Genomic DNA, 26,033 nt, shown 5'->3' on the forward strand with positions numbered 1-26,033 from the left:
GCGATCGCGACAGCGGTCGCTAGTGTCGTGCGGGGCCGTTTGCAATCAAGTTAGTTGTACGAAGTGAAGCAATGGAGCGGTGCGAGGCGATGGGCGCGTGCATGGATGCGCGCTTCGATTGCCGTCGCGTTCGCTGTCGCGTGATTCAGCACACGAAAACCGAGGGAAAACGAGATGAACAAGTCGTTCAAGTCGATCTGGAACGAAGCACTGGGGGCGTGGGTCGCGGCGTCCGAGCTCGATCGCGCGCGCGGCAAGCGCGTGGTGTCGTCGAGACGTGCGGATGCGCATGCGGCACCGGACGCTGGCGCTGGCACGACAGCGCTGGCGGGGCTGTCGCCGCGGCGAATCGCGATGATGGTCGCGGCCGCGTATCTCGGCTTGTTCCAGGCGGGCGCCCACGCGCAGTATTCGGCGGGGGGCGGCTCCGCGACCGGCGGCGCGAGTTCGATCGCCGTCGGTAACGGTTCGGTCGCCACGCAGGTGAATTCCACCGCGTTCGGCAACCTGTCCACGGCGACGGGCGTTTCAGCCACGGCGATCGGCCCGGGCGCGCACGCCATTGCCGACGGTTCGACATCCGTCGGCATCAATTCTCAGGCGACCGGCGTCAACAGCGTGGCGATGGGCGTGCAGGCGATCGGCTCCGGCAACTATTCGGTCGCGATCGGCAACCTGTCGAGCTCGACCCAAAGCGGCTCGGTGGCGATCGGCAGCGGTGCGTCGGCGATCGGCGTGTCCGCGATCGGGCTCGGGAACAATGCGACGGCCTCCGGTCAATACGCGGCCGCGCTCGGTCTCGGATCGGTCGCGTCGGGGGCGCAAGCCGTCGCGCTCGGTTTTTCGTCAAACGCCACGAATACGGGCTCCGTCTCGCTCGGCAATCAGTCGACGAGTTCGGGCGCGGCCGGCGTAGCTGTGGGCAGCGGCTCGCTCGCTTCCGGCAATTCGGCCGTGGCCATGGGCGTGAACAGCGGCGCGAAGGGCACGTCGTCGATCGCCATCGGCTGGGGCGGCACGGCAGGCGTGCCGGGGTCGGGCGCGCAATCGCTCGGCACCAGTTCGATCGCGATGGGCTCGAATACCTCGGCGGGCGCCGACAATGCGCTGGCGTTCGGCCTGAACGCGAATGCATCGGGCCTCAGCTCGATCGCGATGGGCGTGCAGTCGACCGCGACGCAGCAGTTCGGCGTCGCGCTCGGCAATCTCGCGCTCGCGACGGGCATATCGGGCACCGCGCTGGGCGCCGGCGCGACGGCGTCTGCCGTGAATGCGACGGCGATCGGCATCAACAGCGTGGCGGCGGCGGGTGCCACGGTCGCAATCGGCGCCAGCAACTCGGTCGCGGCGGCGGCGGGCGCGGGCTCGATCGCCGGCGGGAACAACTCGCAGGTCCTGAGCGGCACCGGCGCCGTCGCGCTCGGCGAAGGTCAGACCGTGAGCGGCAACGGCGCGGTCGCCATCGGCGATCCGAGCACCGCGATCGGCACCGGCGCGGTGACGATGGGCTCGAACAACACCGCGAACGGCAACGGCGCGGTGGCGATCGGCAATTCGAACAACGCGCAGGGCGTCGGCTCCCTCGCGCTCGGCAATACGTCGACGGCGGCAGCGGCGGGCGCAGTGGCGTTCGGCGCGTCGGCCGTGGCGAACAACGCCAACGATGTCGCGCTCGGTTCCGGCTCGGTGACGGCCGCGCCGAATCCGACGGCGTCCGCGACGATCGGGGGTGTCACGTACAGCTTCAACGGCGTCAATCCGACCAGCGTCGTCAGCGTCGGCGCGGCGGGCAGCGAGCGCCAGATCACCAACGTCGCGGCCGGGCGCATCAGTTCGTCGAGCACGGACGCGATCAACGGGTCGCAGCTCGATGCGACGAACCAGGCGGTGACGTCGCTGTCGACGTCGACGCTGTCGAGCATCACGTCCCTGTCGACCTCCACGTCGACGGGAATCAGCTCGCTGTCGACCGGCCTGAGTTCGACCAACAGTACGATCACGTCGCTGTCGACGTCGACCTCGACCATCGTCGGTTCTCTGTCCACCGGCTTGAGTTCGACGAACAGCAATCTGACCTCGCTGTCGACTGCCACGTCCACGAGCATCGGATCACTGTCGACGGGCCTGAGCTCGACGAACAGCGCGATCACGTCGCTGTCGACCTCGACATCGACCACCATCGGCTCGCTGTCGACCGGCCTGTCGAGCACGAACAGCAACCTGACGTCGCTGTCGACCGCCACGTCGACGAGCATCGGGTCACTGTCGACGGGCTTGAGCTCCATCGTGAACAACAACACCAACCTCGGCAACAGCACGGCCGGCGCGATCGGCGGCGGGGCCACCTACGATCCGACGACCGGCACGATCTCGGCGCCGTCGTACGTGACGTACAACAGCGACGGCTCGACGACGATCAACAACAACGTCGGTTCCGCGGTCGACAACATCAACGCGCACGGCATCAAGTACTTCCACGCGAACTCGACCGCGCCGGACAGCCAGGCACTCGGCGTCGACAGCGTGGCGATCGGGCCGAACGCCATTTCGCGGGTCGACGGCAGCATCGCGCTCGGCTCGGGTTCGGTGGCCGACCGCGCGACGGTGCCGGCGTCCGGGACCATCCGCAACGGCACCGCGTCGATCCCGTTCAACACGACGGACCAGACGCTGCTCGGCGCGGTGTCGGTCGGCGACGCGACCAGCAGGACGTATCGCCAGATCACCAACGTCGCGGACGGCACGGGCCAGCAAGACGCGGTCACGGTGCGGCAGCTTGCCGGCGCATTGCAGTCGTTCGCGGTCACGGGCCAGAAATACTTCCACGCGAATTCGACAGCGGCGGATTCGCTGGCCGTCGGCGCGGAATCGGTCGCGGTGGGGCCGACGACGGTCGTCAACGGCGACAACGGCGTCGGCATCGGCAACGGCGCGATCGTCGATGCGACCGCGCCGGGCGGGATCGCGATCGGGCAGGCGGCGAGTTCCGCGCAGGCCGACGCGATCGCACTCGGCAGCGGCGCGACGGCGACCGGCGCGCAGTCCGTCGCGCAGGGCGCGAATGCGGCGGCGGTCAGCGTGGGCAGCGTCGCGCTCGGTTCCGGTGCGCGCAGCAACGCGACCGACGCCCTCGCGCTCGGCGCCGGCGCGTCGGCGACGTTCGCGAACAGCGTTGCGCTGGGCGCCGGTTCGCTGACCACGGTCGGCGCGCTGACGAACTACGTCGCGTACGGCCTGAGCAGCCCGCAGTCGTCGGCCGGCGAAGTGAACGTCGGCAACCGGCAGATCACCGGGCTCGCCGCCGGCAAGAACGGCACGGACGCGGTGAACGTGTCGCAGCTCGACTCGGTCGCGAACCAGCTGACGACGCTCATCGACAAGCGCACGACCAACCTCGGCGGTTCCTACACGTCGAACCCGTCCGGCGGCAACGTGCCGCCGGGGCCGTCAGGCTCGAACTCGTCGGCCGGCGGCTCGGGCGCGGTGGCTTCCGGTTCGAACAGCACGGCCGTCGGCAACGGGTCGACGGCGTCCGGCAGCGGCTCGACCGCGCTCGGCGTCGGGGCGACTTCGTCGGGCAGCAATTCGGCGGCGGTCGGCGCGGGCAGCAACGACGGCGGCCGCTCGAACGTCGTCGCGGTCGGCTCGGCGGATTCGGCGCGGCAAGTCGTCAACGTCGCGGCGGGCACGCAGGGCACCGACGCGGTGAACGTGAACCAGCTGAATGCGGTATCGAACCAGTTCACGCAATCGCTGAACACGGTCAACAACCAGCTCACGCAGATGCAGCAGCAGATCCAGCAGACCGATTCGATGGCGCGCGAGGGGATCGCGGCGACCGCCGCGATGGCGTCGATCCCGCACATGGACCGCGATTCGAACTTCGCGATGGGTGTCGGCACGGCGTCGTTCCAGGGCCAGAAGGCCATGGCGGTCGGCGTGCAGGCGCGCATTACGGAGAACCTGAAGGCGACGCTGAACGGCGGTTTCGCCGGCAGCCAGCGCGTCGTCGGCGCGGGCATGCTGTATCAGTGGAAGTGATCGCGCGCGGCGGTTCGTTCCGGCACGCGTTGCCGGAGCGGACCGCGCCGAGCGCAAACGCATGCGCATGCGGCCGCGCCATCGCGCCGCATGCGCCGTGCCCAACGCATTTTCGGAGTCCTCAAGTGAAAAACATCCATCTTGCCTTGCTGGCGTCCGTCGTGTCCCTCGCAGCCTGTTCGAGCGCGTCGGGGCCGACGTACAACGCCTACGAACTGCAGTCGCGAAACGGTATCCGGACGTTCCAGGTCGACTGCCACGGCATCCTGTCGACCGCGAAGACCTGCATGAAGGTCGCAACGCGCATGTGCGGCAACGAGCCCGTGCGCCTGGTCGATTCCACGGCACCGTTCCGCGACGGCGCCGATCCGCACTCGATCGCGTTCCAGTGCGGCGCGGCGCCCGCACCGGCTGCCGCGGCCGTTGCGCCGGCACCTGCTCCGGTCGAGAAAGTGAGCCTCACCGGCGATGCGTACTTCGCGACCGACTCCGCGGTGCTCTCGCCGGCCGCGCGCGCGGAGCTCGACACGTTGCTGAACCGGCAAGGCGACAGGCATTTCTCGCGTGTCGAAGTGGACGGCTATACCGATGCGACCGGCCCGGAGGCGCACAACCAGGCGCTGTCGAAGCGCCGCGCCGATGCGGTCGCCGCGTATTTGCGAGAGCGCGGGCTGAAGGCGGATTCGTTTGAAGCGACCGGGCACGGCGAAGCCGATCCGGCCGCCTCGAACGATACGGCCGAGGGACGGGCGCGCAATCGCCGGGTGGAAATCTCGTTGCAGCGGTAAGGCGCGGCGCGCGGGTTGCCGCGGGCGTGGCCGTCGAAACCGGGTGGCTCGCTCGCGGCAGCGGCGCTCGTCGCGGAAACGGGCCGAGGAGGCAGGAACCGCCGCCGAATCGAGCACATACAATGGAGGCGTCCGTCGGCACGCGCTTCGCCATCACGTCGGTGGCGAGCAAACCGCTCCACCCGCGACCCTCCAAGGCCACCATGGAAATCAAATGGATCGAGGATTTCCTCGCGCTCGCGCAATACCAAAGCTTTTCCCGCGCGGCTGAATTCCGCAACGTCACGCAATCGGGCTTCAGCCGCCGCATCCAGTCGCTCGAGCAATGGATCGGCGCCGAACTGATCGACCGCAGCAGCTTTCCGCCGGTGCTGACGCCGGCGGGGCGCCTGTTTCGCGAAACGGCCGAGGACGTGCTCAGCCGCCTTTACGACACGCGCGCCATCATCCGCACCGAGCAGCGGATCGGCGGCAAGAGCCTGCAGATCGCCGCGGGCCATACGATCGCGCTGAGTTTCCTGCCGGCCTGGCTCAAGGCGCTCGCCCCGCATTTCGGCGAAGTGCGGGCGCGCGTGATTCCGACCAATGTCCACGACTCGATCCTGATGCTCGTCAACGGCAACTGCGAGCTGATGTTCGCGTACCACCATCCCGAGCTTCCGCTCCATCTCGATCCGGCGAAGTACGAGCACCTGACCGTCGGCATCGACACGTTGATGCCGGCGTGCCGGCCGAACCGGCGATCGGCGCCCGCGTTCCGGCTTCCAGGCACGAGGCAGAATCCGCTGCCGCTGATTTCCTATACGGAAACCAGCTATTTCGGCCGGTGTCTCGCGCTGCTGCTCGGCCGTGCGCCGGACGCGCCGGCCTTGCAGCTGCATTACGAATCCGACATGGCCGAGGTACTGAAGAAGCTCGTGATGGAGGGCGAGGGCGTCGCGTGGCTGCCCCGCAGCGCAATCGCCGCCGAACTGGCGGCCGGCGACCTCGTCCCGGCAGGCCCGGCGGTGTGGAACCTGGAAATCGAACTGCGCGTGTATCGCGACGTCTCCAATCGCAGCGAATTCCTCGACACGCTCTGGCAGCACCTGCGCGCGGCGCCTTCCCGCCTCGGCTGAGCAGGGTTTTCCCGCCTTATGCGGGGCTCGCATACGGCCATGTTGCACCAGCATCACGGTTTTTCCGGCCGTCCCTACCATTCGTTCCAACGGCACATGTGACGCGTGATCCGCGTCGCCGGCCTTCTTCGCAGCGCTCGCCGCATTCCCACGGCCGGGTGCCATCCAAGGACGAATGGACATGAAAAATCGCCTTACCTTCAGCATCGCAGTCGGCATGATCCTCGGTGTCGTCGCCGGCTATGCATGTCACGCCAATATCGCGGACCCGGCCACGCTCAAGACGATCGCCGGCTATTTCTCGATCGTCACCGACATCTTCCTGCGCCTGATCAAGATGATCATCGCGCCGCTGGTGTTCGTGACGCTCGTGTCCGGCCTCGCCGGCATGGACAGCGGCGAAGACGTCGGCCGCATCGGCCTGCGCTCGATCGGGTGGTTCGTCTGCGCGTCGCTGATTTCGTTGAGCCTCGGCCTCGTCATGGCCAATGCGCTGCAGCCTGGCGCCGGCCTGAACCTCACGGCGGGCGCGGGCGAGGTCGGCACCGGACTGAACACCGCCGCACTGAACGCCCGGGACGTGATCACGCACGCGTTCCCGACCAGCCTGCTCGACGCGATGGCGCGCAACGACATCCTGCAGATCCTGGTGTTCTCGGTCTTCCTCGGCATCGCGCTGAGTGCGCTGAAGCACGACAAGCGGGTCGGCGTCGTGATCCGGTCGATCGACGGGATGGTGCCGGTGATGCTGCGCCTGACGAACTACGTGATGCGCGCGGCGCCGCTCGGCGTGTTCGGCGCGATCGCGTCGTCGGTCACGCTGCGCGGGCTCGATGTGATCTACACGTATGGGAAGCTGATCGGCGCGTTCTATCTCGGCCTGCTCGTCCTGTGGGCGATCCTGATCGGCGTCGGCTACGCGTTTCTCGGACGGCGCGTCGTGAGCTTGCTGAAGGCCGTGCGCGAACCCGCGCTGATCGCGTTCTCGACGGCGAGCAGCGAGGCCGCCTATCCGCGCCTGACCGAGCAGCTCGAACGGTTCGGCGTCGACAAGAAGGTGGTGGGCTTCACGCTGCCGCTCGGTTATGCGTTCAACCTCGACGGCTCGATGATGTATCAGGCGTTTGCCGCCATCTTCATCGCGCAGGCGTTCGGCGTGCACATGCCGCTGTCGGAGCAGGTGTTCATGTTGCTGGTGCTGATGTTGAGCAGCAAGGGGATGGCGAGCGTGCCGCGCGGCTCGGTGGTCGTGGTCGCGGCGGTCGCGCCGATGTTCCATCTGCCGGTGGCCGGCGTCGCGATGGTTCTCGCGATCGACCAGATCCTCGACATGGGCCGCACGATGACGAACGTGATCGGCAACAGCGTCGCGACGGCGGTGATCGCGAAGTGGGAGAGCCGGCGGTCCGCGAAATCGCAGGACGCCGTATTCGAGCAGCCGGAGCTGAACGCATGATGCACGCGGATATCGTGAATGCACGGCGGAAATTCGGCGTCGTCGGCGGTCTCGGGCCGCTGGGGAGCGCCGACGTGTTCTTCAAGATGGTGAAGGCGACGCCTGCGTCGTCCGACGAGGAGCACGCCGAAATGATTTTCGAGCAGTATCCGTTCAAGGGCTCGGGATTGGGCAGCGCGGCGACGATCGAACGCAAGCTGTACGTGTTCGACATGATTCGCGCGTTCGAGAAGCGCGGCGTGACGACGGTCGTGCTGCCGTGCTTTCTGAGCCACACGTTCATCGACGAGCTGAAGGCGAATACGCGCCTGCCGATCGTGGATATCGTCGAGGCCGTGCGCAGCCACGTGCGGCGCAAGTATTCCGACGCGACGCGCATCGGCGTGCTGGCGTCCGACTACGTGCGGGACAAGCGACTCTTCGATGCGTATTTCCCGTCGCCTCGGTTCGAAATCGTCCATCCGCGGATGCACGACGGGATCGACCTCGTGACCGAGGCCATCTACGGCGCCGACGGCATCAAGCGCGGCAATCTTCGCGGCCGGCCGGTCGAGCTGCTGCGCCGCGCGTGCGCGGACCTTGCCGATCAGGGCGTGCAGGTCATCGTCCCCGGCCTGACCGAGATCGCGCTGGTCGCGGATGAAATCGGCCCGCAGCGCGTGCCGCTCGTGGATTCGAACCTGGCGTATGCGCAGTACGCGATGACCGGGCAGCCGGGGGCGCGCGCGGCGACGTTCAAGATCGGCGTGGTCGGCGGCGTCGGGCCGGCCGCGACGGTCGATTTCCTGGACAAGATCGTGCGCAACACGCCGGCGGCGCGCGATCAGGAGCACGTCAAGCTGCTGGTCGAACAGAATCCGCAGATTCCCGATCGTACCGAGAACCTGGTGGGCACCGGCGCGGACCCGACGATCTCGTTGTATGCGACCTGCAAGAAGCTCGAGGACGGCGATGCCGACCTCATCGCGATTCCGTGCAACACCGCGCATGCATTCGTCGAGCGGATTCAGCCGTACCTCGGCATTCCGATCGTCAACATGCTGACGGTCACGGTTGCTCACCTGCGCGACACGTATCCGGCGCTGAAGGAGGTCGGCGTGCTCGCGACGACCGGCACGATCGAGAGCGGTGTCTACGAGAGGGCGCTGGCGTCGCAAGGACTCCGGCAAGTCGCGCCGAAGCCCGCGTTGCAGGCGCGCGTGATGGAAGCGATTTACGGGAGGCAGGGCGTCAAGGCCGGGTTCACGACCGGGCAGTGCCTGGACGATATCGGCGCCGCGATCGAGGCGCTGATGGCCGAGGGCGTGCGCGTGATCGTGCTCGGCTGCACAGAATTGCCGATCCTGCTTCCGGGCGGTGAATATGTCGCGCGGAACGGGCATCGGGCGACGCTCGTCGACCCGACCGACGTGCTCGCCCGCACGTGCGTCGCCCATGCGACGGCGGGTGGCGGCTGAAGCGCATCGAGCCCGTGGCCGACGCCGACGGATCGTGCCGCCTCGCCTGCTCGTGGAAAACTGTATGAATATACAGTATAGTATCCGGCGAACTCGAGCGGCGCGGGCATGACCCGTGCGGCACGTGCGCCGCGCCTGCGGGCATCCGCCGCAGCGTTCCGGCACCGTGAATTCCGGCTAACTCACTCAGACGGGCAGGCAAATTGTCATCCAGCAATCTGATCCGCATTCGCGGAGCACGTCAGCACAACCTCAAGAACCTCGATCTCGACCTGCGCACGGGCGAAATGACGGTCGTCACCGGGCCGTCGGGTTCCGGCAAGTCGAGCCTCGTGTTCGACACGCTGTACGCGGAAGGCCAGCGGCGCTACGTCGAGACGTTCAGCGCGTATGCGCGGCAGTTCCTCGACCGGATGGACCGCCCGCAGGTCGAGCGCGTCGACGGCGTGCCGCCCGCGATCGCGATCGACCAGACCAATCCGGTCCGCAGTTCGCGCTCGACCGTCGGCACGATGACGGAGCTCAACGATCACCTGAAGCTGCTGTACGCGCGCGCGGCCGAGCTGTTCGACCGCCAGACCGCGCGGCAGGTGCGGCACGACACGCCCGAGACGATCTACGCGGAACTCGTCGAGCGCACGCGCGCCGACGATCCGCGCGTCGTCGTCACGTTCCCGGTCGAGCTGCCGGAAAGCGCATCCGAGGACGAAGTCGCGCAGTGGCTCTCCGCGAGCGGCTACACGCGCGTGCAGGCGCAGCGCGAAGTCGCGTCGCCCACGGGCCCGCGCAAGCTGCTCGACGTGGTGGCCGACCGTTTCCGCGTGCAGCAGACCGACAAGGTGCGCGTGGTCGAGGCGATCGAGGCGTCGCTGAAGCGCGGCGGCGGCCGCGTGAACGTCTACGTGCTCGCGCCGGACGCGGAAAACGCGCTTGCCGCGACCGTCGAGCCGCAGGTGTGGCGTTTCTCCACCGGGCTGCACGACCCCGACAGCGACCTGCGCTACGCGGAGCCGCAAGCGGCGCTGTTCTCGTTCAACTCGGCATACGGCGCATGCGAAACCTGCCGCGGCTTCGGCCGCGTGATTGGCGTCGATCTCGGCCTGGTGATTCCCGACGCGCGCAAGACACTGCGCGGCGGCGCGATCAAGCCGATGCAGACGCCCGCATGGAAGGAGTGTCAGGACGACCTGATGCGTTACGCGGCGAAGGCGGACATCCGCCGCGATACGCCGTGGTCCGACCTGACCGACGCCGAGCGCGACTGGGTGATCAACGGCTCGCCGGACTGGAACGGCAAGTGGCAGAGCCAGTGGTACGGCGTGAAACGCTTCTTCGGCTATCTCGAATCGAAAGCGTACAAGATGCATATCCGCGTGCTGCTGTCGAAGTACCGCAGCTACACGCCGTGCGAGGTCTGCGGCGGCGCGCGCCTGAAGACCGAATCGCTGCAGTGGCGGCTCGGCTCGAAGGCGAACGCCGATACGGTGCTCGCGCCCGCGAATCGCTTCATGCCGCGCGGCGTCGACTGGACGCGCGCGCAGCTCGAGGCGCTGCCGGGCCTGACGGTGCACGACCTGATGCTGCTGCCGATCGAGCGCATTCGCCGCTTCTTCGACGAGATCACGCTGCCGAGCGCGCTGCTCGACGATGCCTTGAAGCTGCTGCTCGCCGAGGTGCGCACGCGCCTCAAATACCTGTGCGACGTGGGGCTCGGCTACCTGACGCTCGACCGGCAAAGCCGCACGCTGTCGGGCGGCGAGGTGCAGCGGATCAACCTGACCACGGCGCTCGGCACGTCGCTGACCAAAACCCTGTTCGTGCTCGACGAGCCGAGCATCGGCCTGCATCCGCGCGACCTCACGCGGATCGTCGAGGCGATGCAGCGGCTGCGCGACGCGGGCAATACGCTGGTGGTCGTCGAGCACGATCCGTCGGTGATGCTCGCGGCCGACCGGCTGATCGACATGGGTCCGGGCCCCGGCGAGCGCGGCGGCACGATCGTCTACGACGGCACGCCGGGCGACATCCGTTCCGCGCACACGCTGACGGGCGAGTATCTCGGCGGCCGCAAGCATGTCGCGCATGCGTCGAACTGGGCGCGCCGCCCGGTGGACGCGAACACGCCGCGCATCGTGCTCGAAGGCGCGACCGAGCACAACCTGCGCGACGTGACGGTCGAGATTCCGCTGCAGCGGCTCGTGTGCGTGACGGGCGTGTCGGGTTCCGGCAAGTCGACGCTGCTGCAGGACGTGCTCTATCCGGCGATGGCGCGCCACCACGGCAAGGCGACCGAGTCGCCGGGCGCGTTCCGCAATCTCACGGGTGCCGACCAGGTCGGCGACGTCGTGTTCGTCGATCAATCGCCGATCGGCAAGACCACGCGTTCGAACCCGGCCAGCTACGTCGGCGCGTTCGACGAGATCCGCAAGCTGTTCGCGAAGGCACCGCTCGCGCTGCAACGCGGCTACGGCGCCGGCACGTTCAGCTTCAACTCGGGCGACGGCCGTTGCCCGACCTGCGGCGGCTCGGGCTTCGAGCACATCGAGATGCAGTTCCTGAGCGACGTCTATCTGCGCTGCCCGGATTGCGACGGCAGCCGCTACCGCGCCGAGATTCTCGAAGTGCGCATCGAACGCGACGGCCGCGCGCTGAACATCGCCGACGTGCTCGACCTGACCGTCAGCGAAGCGGCGGCGTTCTTCGCGACCGATGCCGAGGTGCTGCGCGTGCTGCAACCGATCGTCGACGTCGGCCTCGAATACGTGAAGCTCGGCCAGCCGGTGCCGACGCTGTCCGGCGGCGAAGCGCAGCGGCTGAAGCTGGCCGGCTTCCTCGCCGAATCGGCGGCCGCCGCGGGCGGGCGCCGCGTCGCGAGCGAGGAGGCGCGCATCGCGCGTGCGAAGCTGTTCATGTTCGACGAACCGACGACCGGGCTGCACTTCGACGACATCGCGAAGCTGATGCAGGCGTTCGGCAAGCTGCTCGCGGCCGGCCATTCGCTGATCGTGATCGAGCACAACCTCGACGTGATCCGCGCGGCCGACTGGCTGATCGATCTCGGCCCGGAGGGCGGCGACGGCGGCGGCCTCGCGCTGTGCGCGGGCACGCCCGACGACGTGAAGGCATGCGCGCAATCGCATACCGGCGTCGCGCTGCTGCAGTACGACCGCGCGATGGACGGCGAAACCGCGCTCGCCGACGAAGGCGTGCCGCTGCAGGCCGTGCTGAACGCCGCCCGCGAGCGGCGCGCGATCGAGGGCGAGGACGTCGTGCGGATCGTCAACGCGCGCGAGCACAACCTGAAGGCGCTCGACGTCGACATCCCGCACGGCAAGTTCAACGTGATCACCGGCGTGTCGGGTTCCGGCAAGTCGACGCTCGCGTTCGACATCCTGTTCCACGAAGGCCAGCGCCGCTACCTCGAATCGCTGAACGCGTATGCGCGCTCGATCGTGCAGCCGGCCGGGCGGCCGGAGGTCGACGCCGTGTACGGCATTCCGCCGACGGTGGCGATCGAACAGCGGCTGTCGCGCGGCGGCCGCAAGAGCACGGTCGCGACCACGTCCGAAGTCTGGCACTTCCTGCGGCTGCTGTACGTGAAGCTCGGCCTGCAGCATTGCATCCACGACGGCACGCCCGTCACGTCGCAAACCGTCGAATCGATCGCCGCGCAGTTGCTGCGCGACCATCGCGGCGAGCATGTCGGGCTGCTCGCGCCGCTCGTCGTCAACCGCAAGGGCGTGTATACCGATCTCGCGAAGTGGGCGAAGGCGCGCGGCAGCACGCATCTGCGCGTGGACGGCGAGTTCGTGACGGTCGATCCGTGGCCGAAGCTCGATCGCTTCCGCGAGCACACGATCGAATTGCCGGTGGCCGACATCGTCGTGTCGCCGGACAACGAGGCCGAGTTGCGGCGCGTGCTCGACGAGACGCTCGAGCTCGGCAAGGGCGTGATGCACCTGCTCGCGCCGCTCGACGGGCTGCACCACGCGATGCAGAACGACCGCTCGACCGCGCGCGTCGGCGAGATCAAGGTGCTGTCGGTCAAGCGCGCGTGCCCGGTGTGCGGCACGAGCTATCCGGAACTCGATCCGCGGATGTTCTCGTACAACAGCAAGCACGGCTGGTGCACGACCTGCGTCGGCACGGGCGTCACGCTCACGCGCGAACAGCGCGCCGCGTACGACGACACGGTGCTCGCCGGGGACGATCGCGGCCGCGAGCAGACTTTGCCGTCGGACGAGCAGGAACCGGAAGGCGTCGGCAACGAGCCGTGCCCGGATTGCAGCGGCACGCGCCTGAATCCGTCCGCGCGCGCGGTCACGTTCGATGCGCATCCGATCGTCGAGGTCGCGCAGTGGACGGTGTCCGATACGCGCCGCTGGATCGACGCGCTGGAGCTGACGGGGCGCGACGCGCAGATCGCGCGCGACATCGTCAGCGAGATCGGCAGCCGCCTCGCGTTTCTCGAGGAAGTCGGGCTCGGCTATCTGAGCCTCGATCGCGCGGCGCCGAGCCTGTCGGGCGGCGAAGCGCAGCGCATCCGGCTCGCGGCGCAGCTCGGCAGCAACCTGCAAGGCGTGTGCTACGTGCTCGACGAGCCGACGATCGGCCTGCATCCGCGCGACAACCAGATCCTGCTGGATGCACTGCGCAAGCTCGGCGACAAGGGCAACACGCTCGTCGTCGTCGAGCATGACGAGGACACGATTCGCCGCGCCGATCACATCATCGACGTGGGCCCGGGCGCCGGCAAGCGCGGCGGCACGCTGGTCGCCGAGGGCGCGGTCGCCGATCTGGCCGCGCGGCCGGACTCGGTGACGGGGCGCCTGCTCGCGCACCCGATGACGCACCCGCTGCAACCGCGCCGTGCGGTGAGCCTGCCGGGCAAGCAGGGCGCGCCGGCAGTGCCGGAGGGCTGGCTGACCGTGCACGGCGCGACGCTGCACAACCTGCGCGACGTCACCGTCGGCATCCCGCTCGCGCGGCTCGTCGCGGTGACGGGCGTCAGCGGTTCGGGCAAGTCGACGCTCGCGCGCGACGTGCTGATGACGAACCTGCTCGATGCGGTGGGCCGCTCGGCGCTGTCGTCGCCGGCCACGCGGCGCGCACGCAAGGCCGCGCAGCAGGACGCGCCGGCCACGAACCGCCGCTCGAGCGTGCTCGCGCGCAGCGCGCCGCGGCCGTCGCTGAACGTCACGCATGCGTGGCAGGGCTGCGAATCGCTGAGCGGCTGGGAACGGATCGACCGCGTGCTCGAAGTCGACCAGACGCCGATCGGCAAGACGCCGCGCTCGTGCCCGGCCACCTACATCGGCGTGTGGGACACGATCCGCAAGCTGTTCGCCGATACGCTCGAAGCGCGTGCGCGCGGCTACACGGCGTCGCGTTTTTCGTTCAACACCGGCGACGGGCGGTGCCCGGCTTGCGAAGGGCAAGGCGTGCGCACGATCGGAATGAGCTTCCTGCCCGACGTGAAGGTGCCGTGCGACGTGTGCCACGGGCAGCGCTTCAATCCGGAGACGCTCGCGGTCACGTGGCGCGGCCGGAACATCGGGGACGTGCTGACGATGGAAATCGACGAAGCCGTGGAGTTCTTCGCGCCGATTTCCAACATCGCGCATCCGCTGCAGCTGATGAAGGACGTCGGCCTCGGCTACCTGACGCTCGGCCAGCCGTCGCCGACGCTGTCCGGCGGCGAGGCGCAGCGCATCAAGCTCGTCACCGAGCTCACGAAGGTGCGCGACGACATCACGCGGCGCGGCCAGAAGGCGCCGCATACGCTCTACGTGCTCGACGAGCCGACGGTCGGTCTGCACATGGCCGACGTCGCGAAGCTGATCCGCGTGCTGCACCGGCTGGTCGACGGCGGGCACAGCGTGGTCGTGATCGAGCACGACCTCGACGTGATCGCGGAAGCCGACTGGATCATCGATCTCGGCCCGGAAGGCGGCGTGGGCGGCGGCACGATCGTCGCGGCGGCGCCGCCCGAAGGGCTCGCGCAGGTGAGGGCGAGCCATACCGGGCACGCTCTGAAGCCCGTGCTGGCGCGAACGGCGACGGAAGACGGTGACGCGGCGCGGCAGGGAGAAGCGCGGGTCGGTTGAACGCGGTGCTTCATGTGAACGGCCCCGGTGTCAGGTCAGACACCGGGGCCGCTTTTACATGCGTCCGTGCGGTCAGTCGCGCAATCTCATTCGCCCTTGACGCCGATCGTCTCGATGATGGTCTCCAGTTGCGGGCTCATCGGCAGGTTGAGACTCATGCCCGACGGAAGCGGGCGCAGGAACCAGCGCTTGTACTGTCGCGTGATCTCGCCGTCGACGGCCAGCTCCTCGAACGTGCTTTTCACGACCTGCGCGAGCTGCGGATCGTCCTTGCGGAACATGATTCCGTACGGGTCGTATGACAGGAAATCGCCAACCACGTCGTACTTGCCGCCCTTGCTCGCATTCTCGGCAATCAGGCCGTACAGCAGCACGTCGTCCGTCGCGAACGCGTCGGCTTGACCGTTCGCGACGAGCGCGAAGCCCTGCGCATGGTCCGGCACCACCTGCAGCTGGATCCCGAGCCTGAACCGCGCGTCCAGGTCGCGCAGCGCCTTCTCGTTGGTCGTGCCGGCCGTCACCGCGACCTTCTTGCCCGCGAGATCGCGGAACGAGCGGATCGGCGAGCCTCGCTTCACCATCACCTTCGTGCCGGCCACGAAGATGATCGGCGAGAACGCCACGCGCTTCTGGCGCTCCAGGTTGCTCGTCGTGGAGCCGCATTCCAGATCGACCGTGCCGTTGACCACCGCGTCGATGCGGTTGTCGGACGTGACCGGCACCCAGCGGATCGTCAGGCTCTTGTTGACCGCATCCTCGATCGACGACACGAGCGCCTTGCAGAGCTCGATCGAATAACCGATCGGCTGGTTGCGCGCATTCAGGTACGAGAACGGGATCGACGCGTCGCGATAGCCGATCGCGATCGTGCCGCTGCTGCGCACCTTCGCGAGCGTGCCAGTCAGTTGGGCCGGCGCGAACGGCTCGACGCGCGGCGTCGTGGACGGCGCATCTTCCGCGTGCGCGGTGGCGCCCGCGGCAAGCAGGCCTGCGAGCGCGAGCGCACGCCAGAATCGCTGCATCTTCATCGCCGGGCCTCCGTCAGACATCCGCCGGATGCGCGATCGTCCCTTCCTGCTCCGCGTCGATGCGCGCCAGGTTGGCCTCGGCTTCCGCCTCCGACATGAGCTGGCCTTCCCACTTCGCGACTACCGCGCTGGCGATCGAATTGCCGACCGCGTTGGTGGCCGAGCGGCCCATGTCGAGGAACGTGTCGACACCGAGGATCAGCAGCAGCCCGGCTTCCGGAAGCCCGAACTGGTGCAGCGTGGCGGCGATCACGACGAGCGACGCGCGCGGCACGCCGGCCATCCCCTTCGACGTCAGCATCAGGACCAGCAGCATCGTGATCTGCGTGCCGAGCGACAGGTGGATGTTGTACGCCTGCGCGATGAACAGCGCCGCGAACGTGCAGTACATCATCGAGCCGTCGAGATTGAACGAATAGCCCATCGGCATCACGAAGCTCGAAATTCTGCGCCGGACGCCGAACCGGTCGAGTGCATCGAGGATCTTCGGATACGCGGCTTCCGAGCTGGCCGTCGCGAACGACAGCATGAACGCTTCCCGGATCAGCACCAGCAGCTTGAATACGCGGCGGCCGAGGAACAGCAGACCCGCGCAGACGAGCAAGGTCCAGAGCAGGAACAGGCTCACGTAGAAATCGCCCATGAACACCGCGAACTTCAGCAACACCGACAGCCCGTTGACCGCGACGGTCGCGGCCATCGCCGCCAGCACCGCGAGCGGCGCGAGCTTCATCACGTAGCCGGTGATCTTGAGCATCACGTGCGACAGCTGGTCGATCGCGGCCACGAGGATCTTGCCGCGCTCGCCGAGCGCGGCGAGTGCCACGCCGAAGAACATCGAGAACACGACGATCTGCAGGATCTCGTTGTTGCTCATCGCCTCGGCGAACGACCTCGGCACCATGTGGCCGACGAAATCCTTGAGCGTGAACTTGGACGTCGCGAGATTCGCCGATGCGCCGATGTCCGGCAGCGGCAGGCCGAGGTTGTCGCCGGGCCGCAGCAGGTTCGCCATGAACAGCCCGAGCAGCAGCGAGATCAGCGACGCGGTGACGAACCAGCCGATGGATTTCGCGAACACGCGCCCGACCGATGCCGCGTCGCCCATGTGCGCGATGCCGACGACCAGCGTGGAGAAGACGAGCGGCCCGATCACCATCTTGATCAGGCGCAGGAACACGTCGGAGATGAGCGAGATGTATCCGGCGATCTCGGTGGTGGCCTTTTTGTCAGGAAAGCTCGTGAAGATCATGTAGCCGATCAGGATGCCTGCCACCATCGCGATCAGGATCCAGATGGCTGCAGCGTTCTTTTTCTGCATCGTGATGCCTCCCATGCACCGGTTCCGCAACCGGGGATGGAAGGACAATACAGGACGCGAACGGCGATGAACAGTGCAACCGGGGGCGGGTTTGCGCTAGCGCGGTGTCGCGACCGATTGCCCGGCGACGATTGCACCGGTGGCGCTGCGGTGCACGGGGCCGGCGCAACCCGGCATCCGGTTTGTGCGGAGCAGCACACGGCTTGTCCGATGGCCTGTGAATCCCGACGGCGGTTTCGCGGTGGGCGACGCGCTTCGTGCCGGCTTCCGGCTGCGGAGAAAGGCCGCGCGGTCCTCGAATCGCTGCGCGGGTGAATGCCGCCACTCACGCAGCGCACAACCTTCGGAAGCGGGTAGGCGCAATGAAGAGGAGTGGCCGTGGGGCACTTCTTCCCGGCGCTCAAAAGTGCGCGGCGCAATAGGTTCGGGCTATGACCGGCAGTGTCGATCGATAGTTGTCGCGTGGCGGGTTTCCGCGTGTAATGGCCGGCGAAACAGGATGATGCCAACGACTCGACGGAGGAGCCGCCCGTGAAGATGGCAGCAGCAGTGAAACGAGCGGTCGATGACGACGTGAAGGTTCGCGTAAGGTCGGACAACATGGGCGTCGACATCGCGGCGAGAGAAGCGGTGCGCGTGAATGCCCGGTCATACCTGTTCGTGCCGGGAAACAAGCCCGAACGGTTCGACAAGGCGCTCGCGAGCGGCGCCGATGCGGTCATCCTCGATCTCGAGGATGCGGTCGAGCCGGAGGCCAAAGTGGCCGCGCGCGAGGCGATAGCACAGTGGGTTTCGCCCGGGCATCCGGTGCTCGTTCGAATCAACGCACGAAACACGCCGTGGTTCGAGACGGATGCCGCGCTCGGCGCGTTGAACGGGGTGGCCGGTATCGTGCTGCCGAAGGCCGAGCGTGCGGATGACGTGTGCGCTGCCATTGCGCTTGCGCGCCGGCGTGTGCCGGTCTATCCGCTGATCGAAAGCGCGCGTGGCATGTGGAATGCGCTTGAGGTCGCCAAGGCACCGCATGTCGGACGATTGTTGTTCGGCACGCTCGATTTCATCGTGGACATGGGTATGTCGGATGATGGCGTTTCGCTCAATCACTTTCGCTCGCAGCTGACGTTGATTTCGCGCGTCGCCGGGATCGAATCGCCGGTCGACGGCGTGACGCCGGATATTCACGACGGGGAACGGATCGAGCGCGACGCGTTAAACGGAAAGCAACTGGGATTCGGCGGAAAGCTGTGCATTCATCCGAGGCAGATCGGATTCGTGCACACGTGCTTTCGACCGAGTGCGGATGAGGTGCGCTGGGCGCGCCGCGTGCTCGACGCGATGCGCGAAGCGAACGGCGGCGTGGTGACGGTCGACGGGAAGATGGTCGATCGGCCCGTGTTGTTGCGAGCGACACGCATTGCGGAGCTGGCCGCGTCCGGCAGCTCGGCAGCGGAGGGGGCGGGCCGTGCATGACAAAGCGCGATCTTGCCGGCATCGGGACGAGATGCGAGTCGTTCCCGGTGACATCGCACACGTTCATCGCCTGTCCACCGAAGCAGGTTCGTTCATCAGCTCGACAACCCAGTCGATGAACGATCCTGTTGTGGAAATTCGGAGACGTTGCTCATGAGCGACGTCGGCCCTCGCATGTGCGAGCACGGCGTTTCCAAACCACGCGGCAATCGCGCTCACCTGCTCGATTCGATTCGGTGACCGCTCGCCTGCAGAAATGGAAAGCCTGCAAAGCAAAGTTGGCTTGCGAGGCCGATCGCGCCGGGCACAGACCAAAAGCCGGCAAAGTACTCGAGCACGGTCCTTTTGAACAGCAGCCAGCCAGTGCACACCTCCGCAAACGTCAATATGGCCAGCGCGATCGCGCCCATCAGCAACGCCTCGTTGGTATCTGTCAGCATGTCGTGTTTTTTCGCGCTCCAGCGCGACAGGTACCAACTCGCGGCAAGCATGAATGGCGCTTCGAGCGATACCGCTGCCGTCTCTCCCAGGAACCGCACCAGCAGCAGGACACGAATCGTTCCGAAGGCGAAGCCGATCACAAAAACGGCCAATGCATAAACGCAGCCCGCTTCGGCGCAGGTTGCCCATCTGGGGCTACGATGCGAGCGCCGCGTCACGGAGTTTCACGTGTTTGATAGGGAGGGGGCACTAGCAAGTGAAAAGATCGGTGTGTCCGAAGCCCTGCGAGTAATCGAGCACCGAAATGACTGTCGGAATCACGCGAAATATCCGGACGTCGTCAGGAGATGGCATCGGCATCGGCGGCGCCTGCATATCCGGATACTTCAGTGGAAGCATGCGCAAGACCTTCTCTGCTTCGGCACGATCGGTCACGGGTTGTGCGTGCGCCGCCATCGACAAGCCGGTAATCGCCATCAGATCTGACGTGTCGTGATCGATCGTGAGCGATACGCGGTCGTCGCGGGCCAGATTGGCCGCCTTCTGGCTTTCCAGGCCGCAAAGAAAGTAAAGCGTCAGTCCCTGGCTCACGTAGCCGACGGTGGTCGCCTGCGGCCAGCCGTCCGGCCTCAGCGTGGCGATCGTCATGATCCGATGCTGGTCCAGCAATGACAGGATCTTTTGCTTGATCTGCGCGTCCATGGATCACCTTCCCGTTCGTGAAATCCTATCCTGTACCACCGTGTCATCCGGCGCTTGATGCAAATCAAATGCCGAAGATGAGCGACTTCGAGACGCATGGCGCGCAAGAGCGAGTGGCCGGCCAGCACGGCCCGCTTCGCAAGACTCGACTCAAGCCGACCGCAATTGACTGAAATCAACAGCGCCGGCATTTGCCTGACATAGGTTGAGGCACGGGGGATTGGGACTCGCGGTCCAAAGGGGGCATTGCGAATTTTCCGTTGCCCACTGCAACGTACGGGAATCTGGCATGAACAGGCGAACTTTTTTCGTCGGCGCCGGCGGCGCCTTGTTGCTGGCCGGCGGCACGACGGCGTGGATGTCGTCCGTGGGATCGATGGCCGACTATCAGGCCTATGCAAAGCGCCTGCGTGCCGATCTGACAATGCCGCCGAACCTTGGCGGCCTCATCCGCCATGCGACTCTTGCCGCCAACAGCCACAATACGCAGCCTTGGTGGTTTCATGTCGGCGACGGGTTCATCGACATTCTGCCGGATATCTCGCGCCGCACACCCGCTGTCGACCCGGACGACCATCATCTGTTCGTGAGCCTTGGATGCGCGGCGGAAAACCTCGCCATCTCGGCGGCGGCAACCGGCTGGCCGGGCGAGGTGCAGATGGCGCCCGGCGGAGACGGCGCGCGTTATGCATTCATACACGGATCGACGAGGGCGAGTTCGCTCCATGCTGCAATTGCCAAACGACAGTCGACGCGCGCGGAATATGACAGCCATCCCGTTCCTGTCGCCGATCTCGCATTCCTCGAGCAGGCTGCCGCCACGCCCGGCGTTCACTTGACCCTCATCACTGACCGAATGAGGATCGACAAGGTCAGAGATCTGGTTCTCGCGGCCAACGACGTTCAAATGGCGGATTCGGCTTTCATGAGCGAACTGGAGCGATGGATCCGATTCAACCCACGCAGCGCCATGTCGTCGGGCGACGGCCTGTTCTCCGCTGCGAGCGGGAATCCCGTGCTGCCGAGCGCACTCGGCCGCTTCGCGTTCGAACGGTTCTTCAACGCCCGAACCGAGCGCGACAAATATGCACGCCAAATCGATTCGTCAGCGGGCATCGCCGTGTTTGTCGGCGATCGGGAAGACAACGAGCATTGGATCAGGGTCGGTCGGGCCTGTCAGCGCTTCGCGCTGACGGCGACAAACCTTGGAATCAAGGTCGCCTTCGTCAATCAGCCCGTCGAGGTCGCGCGCTTTCGTCCGCTTCTGGCAGGCATCGTCGGCGATACTGGCCGGCGACGGCCGGATATCGTCATGCGCTTCGGCTACGGGCCGACCTTGCCGTTCTCGCCCCGCCGTCGCGTGGAGGCGGTGCTGGTTTGATGCCGCCGGTATTGCCGCGCTGTCGGCGTCGTGGAGCACGATGTGAGGAGGGGACTGTTTGACCTGGACAGTTGCCGTTAGGCGGATGGGACTCCGAACGTCAGGGAAGGGGCGAGTGTGGTCCGCTGCGTCAGGCGACCCTCGGCGACGAGCAGTCTTTCAAGTCGCTGCTTTGTCAGACATCTTTCAGTCCAGAGGCTCGCCGCCGCAAGCGGCCGCGGTGGGTTCGGAAAGTCAGCGGATCCGCTATCCGAAAACCCGAGCCCATACCGCCCGAAGGCGTCGCGCGCGATCTTCGAGCAGATATGAGGCCGCGAGCGTCAAGAGACCTGAAATTGCACCCGTCAAGATGTGCTCGACAAAGGGGATGCGGTAGTGACTCGTGTGTGAGTAGGCATCACCCAACGTTGTCAGGACACCAACGATCAGCGCATTGCCGTATCGATGTGTGTAGAGTTTCGACGCGGGCGTGAAAGTCAAAAGTACCGCCAGGAGTCCGGTGAACAAACCTGTATGAAACGCAATGGACCAGTGGGCAAGGCTCGTGATATTTCCCCAGCTTCCCGGCATGCAGGTCATGCACGCACTGGTCGGCTGCCAGAAACGCTGGATAAACAGTCTGACGCGGTGCTTCCACTCGGTTGACATGATGCATTCCCGTCGACGTCATCGTCACGGCCGACACCACCACACGCATTGTTCAAGCGGTTTCCAAACCGTCCAACGAGCTTGCCGCCCTCGTTACGGATGGGTTGGCTGTGCGTCGCGGAGGCCGAGCAATAACTTGGACATTGGGGGAATACTACTCCACGATTAGACGGCCGCTGTCTCCGCCGAGACCGGAATTCAACTTTCGCGTCTATCGGTGCGGGCCCGTCCATGACGCGCATCGAACGATGCGTTTCCGAGCGACGTCGACGTCCGACATCGACCCGAAACGGTCCTCCGATCCAGCACGTACTCAGCGGTCGCTTACGAGCGTAAGACGGCCAGTCGCGACGGCGCTGACGGCTCGGTGGGCTGAACGGCTATTCAACGAATGGTTAGCTTACGCTTATCGCGACGCCAGACCGAATAGGTAAGAACCGAGAACCCAAGGTTCTCGTTGCATCAGGATCGGTAGGCCGGATTGCACGCCTGCCGACGCAGGTCTTCAAAGTTTCCACTGCACCGTGGAGCGGTACTCGGATAATTCGGACAAGAAACATTAAAGTCTTGAGGCCACGCCGCCGCTAGCCGGAGATGACGCAAAATCACTAGGCAATCCCGCTCGAAATGCGTAAATTCATATGTCCAGAGCGACAAGAAAATTACAAAGAGAAAGTCGAAAGAATTCCTGAAAAATAATGTAAGAATGGGGATCCGCCATGGCTAAGAAGACACAAGACGCCGCTACAACCGCCAGACTTGAGGATGACGATCCTCGATCGCTACAGCTCCTCCTGAGCCATATTGGTGCCGGCAGCTCTTATAAGAAATTACAAGCACAAGGCGTCACCAACCTCGTCGAGCTGCGGAAGGTCATCGGTAGCGCCCCTGGAAAAGACGCGCTCCGTAAAGCGCTTAGCGGCAAGACTGCGACCACGAGCGATGCCCTTGCGGGAGAGTTGGTCGGAGCCGATGATGTCGACGAAAGGCTGGGAACCTTGCTGACCGAGATCGAGCCGAATCGAATGGTGAAACTCAAACCACCGGCCCGCACCATCTTGCGTCCGCGTGCGAACGCGGAACTGAAAGCGTATCTCGGCGCCAACGGCTTCGGCGCGGAGCTGATGCCCGTCTTCGAGAGTGAGGGGGTAACATCACTGGACTCACTGCGTCGCGCATTGAACAACAAGTCCGACGCTAAAGGAACCTTTCAAAAACTGACGAGGAAACTCGGCAAAACGACAGACCTCGACGCTACCACTACCGTACTTGGCTCGGCCGAGCTCAGCAATCAACTGGCATCGCTATCATTACCCATGCTGGAGGCAGAGCAGGCGAAACCACGTCCGGATTTCCGGCAGTCAGGGCTCGATGCGAATGCGGTCGCACGCTACGAGCATTTGAAGCAAGCTGTGGACGAAGTCAATGCGCTGCGCCAACAAGATGCCGACAAGGCCCATGATCTGTCCGACGACATTTCCGAGAAGACCCAGCAAAGGCTCGCATCGATTCTGACCAAGGTGAATTCGCGGGATCTCCTCAATGTATTCGACGGTCGATCACCTGCGACCGTGGAGGACCTCAATGAAGCGCTCGATGCCGTGACGCACGGGCTAAGTAGAGCCGCGGATGAAGCATTCAGCGCGTTGATTTTCAAAGACTGGAAACCACAGGACGTGGACGCCCTGGCCACGCAGAATTGTTTGAAGCGCGGGTTGCTGATTTCGGCGACTGGCATCTACGAGGTCAGTGGCAGCGATCTGGTGACAGCCGTCTGTGGGCGTGGCACGCCCGCAGCATATGAAGAAGTCGTCAGCGACTACGAGAGCGAACAGAATTACCAACTCGCAGAGAGGACTATTAAGGAATCCTCGCATACATACTCGACCTCGAACAGTCTTCTTGGCGGATTCTTCACCTCTTCGGGCATCGGTGCAATATGCGGCGCCTTCCAGTACGCAAAATCGAGGATGACCAGCGAATCCAAGGCGCACGCGCAAAAAACCTGGCAGTCCGTGAAGGTGAAAGAGCGCAGCGTCTATGCCCCAAAGATGGTCATCACGCTACCGCGCGAAACGATCGCGCTGTCTGACACGGCCGTGCGCCATCTGATGCAGATTTCCAAGGCGGACCCGCAATTGCACGACGAGTATGCGCGCCTCTTTCTTTCAAACTTTGGCGGTCACGTCTTCCGGTCGGTCACGCTAGGTGGACGATACAGCTATGTGGCCAGAGCAGAGTCAACCAGTAGAGAAACCTATGATGACCTGGAAACAGCGCTGAGCGAAGCGCAACAGAAGGCGGGGTCGCTCGGTGCCGGATTCTTCGGAAAGTTCTTGGCGGGCGGATCGTCGGCGCACGAGAACACGACGTCCTCGGTTTCGGCGACGAGCATGGTCACGAAGGCCGGCAAAAAGCAACAGGATGTCCGCGTGAATATCGTAGGGCGCGGAGGACTGCAGGAGATGCCGTTCGACCAATGGAGGCAGAGCCTGTTGCGTTCGGAATGGTGGAGCGTAATCGACCGCCGGGAGGCGATTGCCGTCTGGGACCTGCTGCGCACGACGGAATCTGTCGAGCTTGATGCCGACAAGCGCGGCATCCTGGCCAAATTGCTCGAGCGCGTCTGGATTCACGATGTCTTCCTTCAATCGCTGAACGGATCGGACTTGGCATGCTATCGGCGGCTCGCCGAAGGGATACGTGCAGCGACAGAGAAAGGCACGAGAATCGACACGGTGAAGCAATTGGAGGAGGTCCTGAAAACGCACGCATCCGCTCTGGCGAAACCGCAGATGAGACTGAAATACGTGACGGTGACCAGGGATGAGGAAACCAAGGGCGGCGCCGTGGAAGTCACGTTACCGCCACCATGGAAGATCCTCTCCGGCGGCGGCGGTGCGCTCACGAACACAGACCACGTGCTCATCGAAAGCTATCCGATCAAGGAAACCAAGAATGGCAAAGAAATCTGGAAATGGCGCTTGAAGACAAGAGCTGCAGCCTATACGGATCATGATGACAGGGCAAAGGCCAAGCTGACGATGGGTCTCATTCTGCTCTACGATCCGGACAATGAGTGGGATGTGCGCGTGTTCGATCGTAAAGCAGAGGATAGTCTGGAGCAGCATGAGATGGGCATAGATGCCTTCGGCTTTGTCATCACCGGAGGCGGCGCGCGCATCGACTACTATGAACGTCCAACGATTACTGGTATCGGATTTCCTCACGAAGCTGTCACGCAGGCCCGCTATGCGCCGCTCAGAGTCTGGTGCGTGAAGACAGCCAACGTGCAGTCTCCACATGGAGGCGATGGGACAAATGTGAGAGCGCACATGTTGACGGGCTATGTCATCGCCATCAAGGCGACCAATGGCGCGGCGCTCGAACCTGTGTACACGTCCACGCTGACCGACAAAAGGCACCATCCGACCGCCGAGCTGGTACATGAACGCGGTGCAAGCGACTCGCCAATGATTGGCGGCGGCGCATGGGTAACGGGTCAACGCAACTTTATTTCGTGGAGCATGCCCGTGCTGGACGCAGACGGGCGCGGCATCTGGAAGGCCTACAGCGCCGACCGTGCGGATTGGAAAGATGAGCAACAGTTGCAGCTCGTGACCATCGGCCTGAAAAATATCGAAACGAGCATCACTCCGGAGTCGCATACGGGAGCAGGCTACAATTGTTCGTTCAAGGACGCCTATACCGACTGGAAGAACGAACACCTTTGACGCGAACGAGACAGTTCAACTCATTGAATTTGGCATTTTCAGACTGGGGGAGAATCGTGTTAAGAATTCTTTTGATTTTCAGCTTCTTTTTGGCATTTGCAGCGTCTGCCCATGCGAAGATTCAGTTTGCGAACGGGTGGAGCGAGCCAGAAAACAGCGATGTGCGAAAATACGATAAGTCGGGGGCGAAGAATTTCTTGAGGGGGGAGACTGACGACCTTAAAAGAATAATCGACAGTCCGGATGCTTGCGTACTTCAAGTAACCAAGGGCTGTCATCAGAAGAGCGATCCGCACTTCACCGTCAATGGAATGAGCTCATCAAAATGCAAAGTCGATAAT

Annotated in this window: 14 protein-coding genes; 9 read left to right on the forward strand and 5 right to left on the reverse strand. The window is 65.0% G+C overall.

Annotated elements, in window-relative coordinates:
• The first annotated feature begins 174 nt into the window (after positions 1–174).
• From ACV22V_RS15855 to uvrA, 6 genes are all read left to right on the forward strand, one after another.
• Positions 175–4,041, forward strand: a complete 3,867-nt coding sequence (locus tag ACV22V_RS15855; RefSeq protein ID WP_448014566.1) for a YadA-like family protein — start codon at positions 175–177, stop codon at positions 4,039–4,041.
• Positions 4,042–4,166: 125 nt separating this feature from the next.
• Positions 4,167–4,829 carry an OmpA family protein gene (locus tag ACV22V_RS15860; protein WP_448014567.1) on the forward strand — a complete coding sequence of 221 codons (663 nt, stop codon included), beginning with the start codon at positions 4,167–4,169 and terminating at the stop codon, positions 4,827–4,829.
• Positions 4,830–5,032: 203 nt separating this feature from the next.
• Entirely contained in the window at positions 5,033–5,947 is a 915-nt protein-coding gene (locus tag ACV22V_RS15865) for a LysR substrate-binding domain-containing protein (protein ID WP_448014569.1), read from the forward strand.
• A 181-nt stretch (positions 5,948–6,128) separates the two neighbouring features.
• Positions 6,129–7,403 (forward strand): dicarboxylate/amino acid:cation symporter, encoded by a 1,275-nt coding sequence (locus tag ACV22V_RS15870; protein ID WP_448014570.1) that lies wholly within the window; start codon positions 6,129–6,131, stop codon positions 7,401–7,403.
• Positions 7,400–8,860: an amino acid racemase gene (locus ACV22V_RS15875; protein ID WP_448014572.1), complete on the forward strand. Its 1,461-nt coding sequence runs from the start codon at positions 7,400–7,402 to the stop codon at positions 8,858–8,860. Before ACV22V_RS15870 ends, ACV22V_RS15875 begins: the two co-directional genes overlap by 4 nt.
• A 203-nt stretch (positions 8,861–9,063) precedes the next feature.
• Positions 9,064–14,967, forward strand: a complete 5,904-nt coding sequence (gene uvrA / locus ACV22V_RS15880) for an excinuclease ABC subunit UvrA (protein ID WP_448014574.1) — start codon at positions 9,064–9,066, stop codon at positions 14,965–14,967.
• Positions 14,968–15,053: 86 nt separating this feature from the next.
• Here the strand turns inward: uvrA and ACV22V_RS15885 are convergent, their stop codons facing one another.
• Both ACV22V_RS15885 and ACV22V_RS15890 read right to left on the reverse strand, forming a co-directional pair.
• Positions 15,054–15,995: an amino acid ABC transporter substrate-binding protein gene (locus ACV22V_RS15885; RefSeq protein ID WP_448014575.1), complete on the reverse strand. Its 942-nt coding sequence runs from the start codon at positions 15,993–15,995 to the stop codon at positions 15,054–15,056.
• 13 nt (positions 15,996–16,008) lie between these two features.
• Entirely contained in the window at positions 16,009–17,316 is a 1,308-nt protein-coding gene (locus ACV22V_RS15890) for a dicarboxylate/amino acid:cation symporter (RefSeq protein WP_059529163.1), read from the reverse strand.
• Between the two features lie 600 nt (positions 17,317–17,916).
• Between ACV22V_RS15890 and ACV22V_RS15895 the strand changes: the two genes are divergently transcribed.
• On the forward strand, positions 17,917–18,786 hold the full coding sequence (locus ACV22V_RS15895; RefSeq protein WP_448014577.1) for an HpcH/HpaI aldolase/citrate lyase family protein: 870 nt from the start codon (positions 17,917–17,919) through the stop codon (positions 18,784–18,786).
• Between the two features lie 215 nt (positions 18,787–19,001).
• On the opposite strand, the gene ACV22V_RS15900 is transcribed toward ACV22V_RS15895, so the two are convergent.
• Positions 19,002–19,445 carry a hypothetical protein gene (locus ACV22V_RS15900; RefSeq protein ID WP_448014579.1) on the reverse strand — a complete coding sequence of 148 codons (444 nt, stop codon included), beginning with the start codon at positions 19,443–19,445 and terminating at the stop codon, positions 19,002–19,004.
• A gap of 31 nt (positions 19,446–19,476) precedes the next feature.
• Positions 19,477–19,929: a pyridoxamine 5'-phosphate oxidase family protein gene (locus ACV22V_RS15905; protein ID WP_448014580.1), complete on the reverse strand. Its 453-nt coding sequence runs from the start codon at positions 19,927–19,929 to the stop codon at positions 19,477–19,479.
• Positions 19,930–20,218: 289 nt separating this feature from the next.
• Here ACV22V_RS15905 and ACV22V_RS15910 point away from each other — a divergent pair, with 289 nt between their 5' ends.
• Complete coding sequence (locus tag ACV22V_RS15910) at positions 20,219–21,310, forward strand: Acg family FMN-binding oxidoreductase (protein ID WP_448014582.1); 1,092 nt, start codon at positions 20,219–20,221, stop codon at positions 21,308–21,310.
• Between the two features lie 246 nt (positions 21,311–21,556).
• On the opposite strand, the gene ACV22V_RS15915 is transcribed toward ACV22V_RS15910, so the two are convergent.
• The gene (locus tag ACV22V_RS15915) at positions 21,557–21,958 is read right to left on the reverse strand and encodes a hypothetical protein (protein WP_321850894.1); all 402 of its coding nucleotides are present in this window, start codon (positions 21,956–21,958) and stop codon (positions 21,557–21,559) included.
• Positions 21,959–22,677: 719 nt separating this feature from the next.
• Between ACV22V_RS15915 and ACV22V_RS15920 the strand changes: the two genes are divergently transcribed.
• On the forward strand, positions 22,678–25,692 hold the full coding sequence (locus tag ACV22V_RS15920; RefSeq protein ID WP_448014584.1) for an MAC/perforin domain-containing protein: 3,015 nt from the start codon (positions 22,678–22,680) through the stop codon (positions 25,690–25,692).
• Positions 25,693–26,033 lie beyond the last annotated feature (341 nt).

The organism is Burkholderia sp. AW33-5, from assembly GCF_053427615.1.

What these genes read in the sequence shown, in the direction of transcription:
- ACV22V_RS15855 (WP_448014566.1), top strand. Translation starts at nt 175, where the DNA reads ATGAACAAGTCGTTCAAGTCGATCTGGAACGAAGCACTGGGGGCGTGG.
- ACV22V_RS15910 (WP_448014582.1), top strand. Translation starts at nt 20,219, where the DNA reads ATGAACAGGCGAACTTTTTTCGTCGGCGCCGGCGGCGCCTTGTTGCTG.
- ACV22V_RS15865 (WP_448014569.1), top strand. Translation starts at nt 5,033, where the DNA reads ATGGAAATCAAATGGATCGAGGATTTCCTCGCGCTCGCGCAATACCAA.
- ACV22V_RS15920 (WP_448014584.1), top strand. Translation starts at nt 22,678, where the DNA reads ATGGCTAAGAAGACACAAGACGCCGCTACAACCGCCAGACTTGAGGAT.
- ACV22V_RS15875 (WP_448014572.1), top strand. Translation starts at nt 7,400, where the DNA reads ATGATGCACGCGGATATCGTGAATGCACGGCGGAAATTCGGCGTCGTC.
- ACV22V_RS15870 (WP_448014570.1), top strand. Translation starts at nt 6,129, where the DNA reads ATGAAAAATCGCCTTACCTTCAGCATCGCAGTCGGCATGATCCTCGGT.
- ACV22V_RS15885 (WP_448014575.1), bottom strand. Translation starts at nt 15,995, where the DNA reads ATGAAGATGCAGCGATTCTGGCGTGCGCTCGCGCTCGCAGGCCTGCTT.
- ACV22V_RS15905 (WP_448014580.1), bottom strand. Translation starts at nt 19,929, where the DNA reads ATGGACGCGCAGATCAAGCAAAAGATCCTGTCATTGCTGGACCAGCAT.
- ACV22V_RS15890 (WP_059529163.1), bottom strand. Translation starts at nt 17,316, where the DNA reads ATGCAGAAAAAGAACGCTGCAGCCATCTGGATCCTGATCGCGATGGTG.
- ACV22V_RS15915 (WP_321850894.1), bottom strand. Translation starts at nt 21,958, where the DNA reads ATGTCAACCGAGTGGAAGCACCGCGTCAGACTGTTTATCCAGCGTTTC.
- ACV22V_RS15895 (WP_448014577.1), top strand. Translation starts at nt 17,917, where the DNA reads ATGGGCGTCGACATCGCGGCGAGAGAAGCGGTGCGCGTGAATGCCCGG.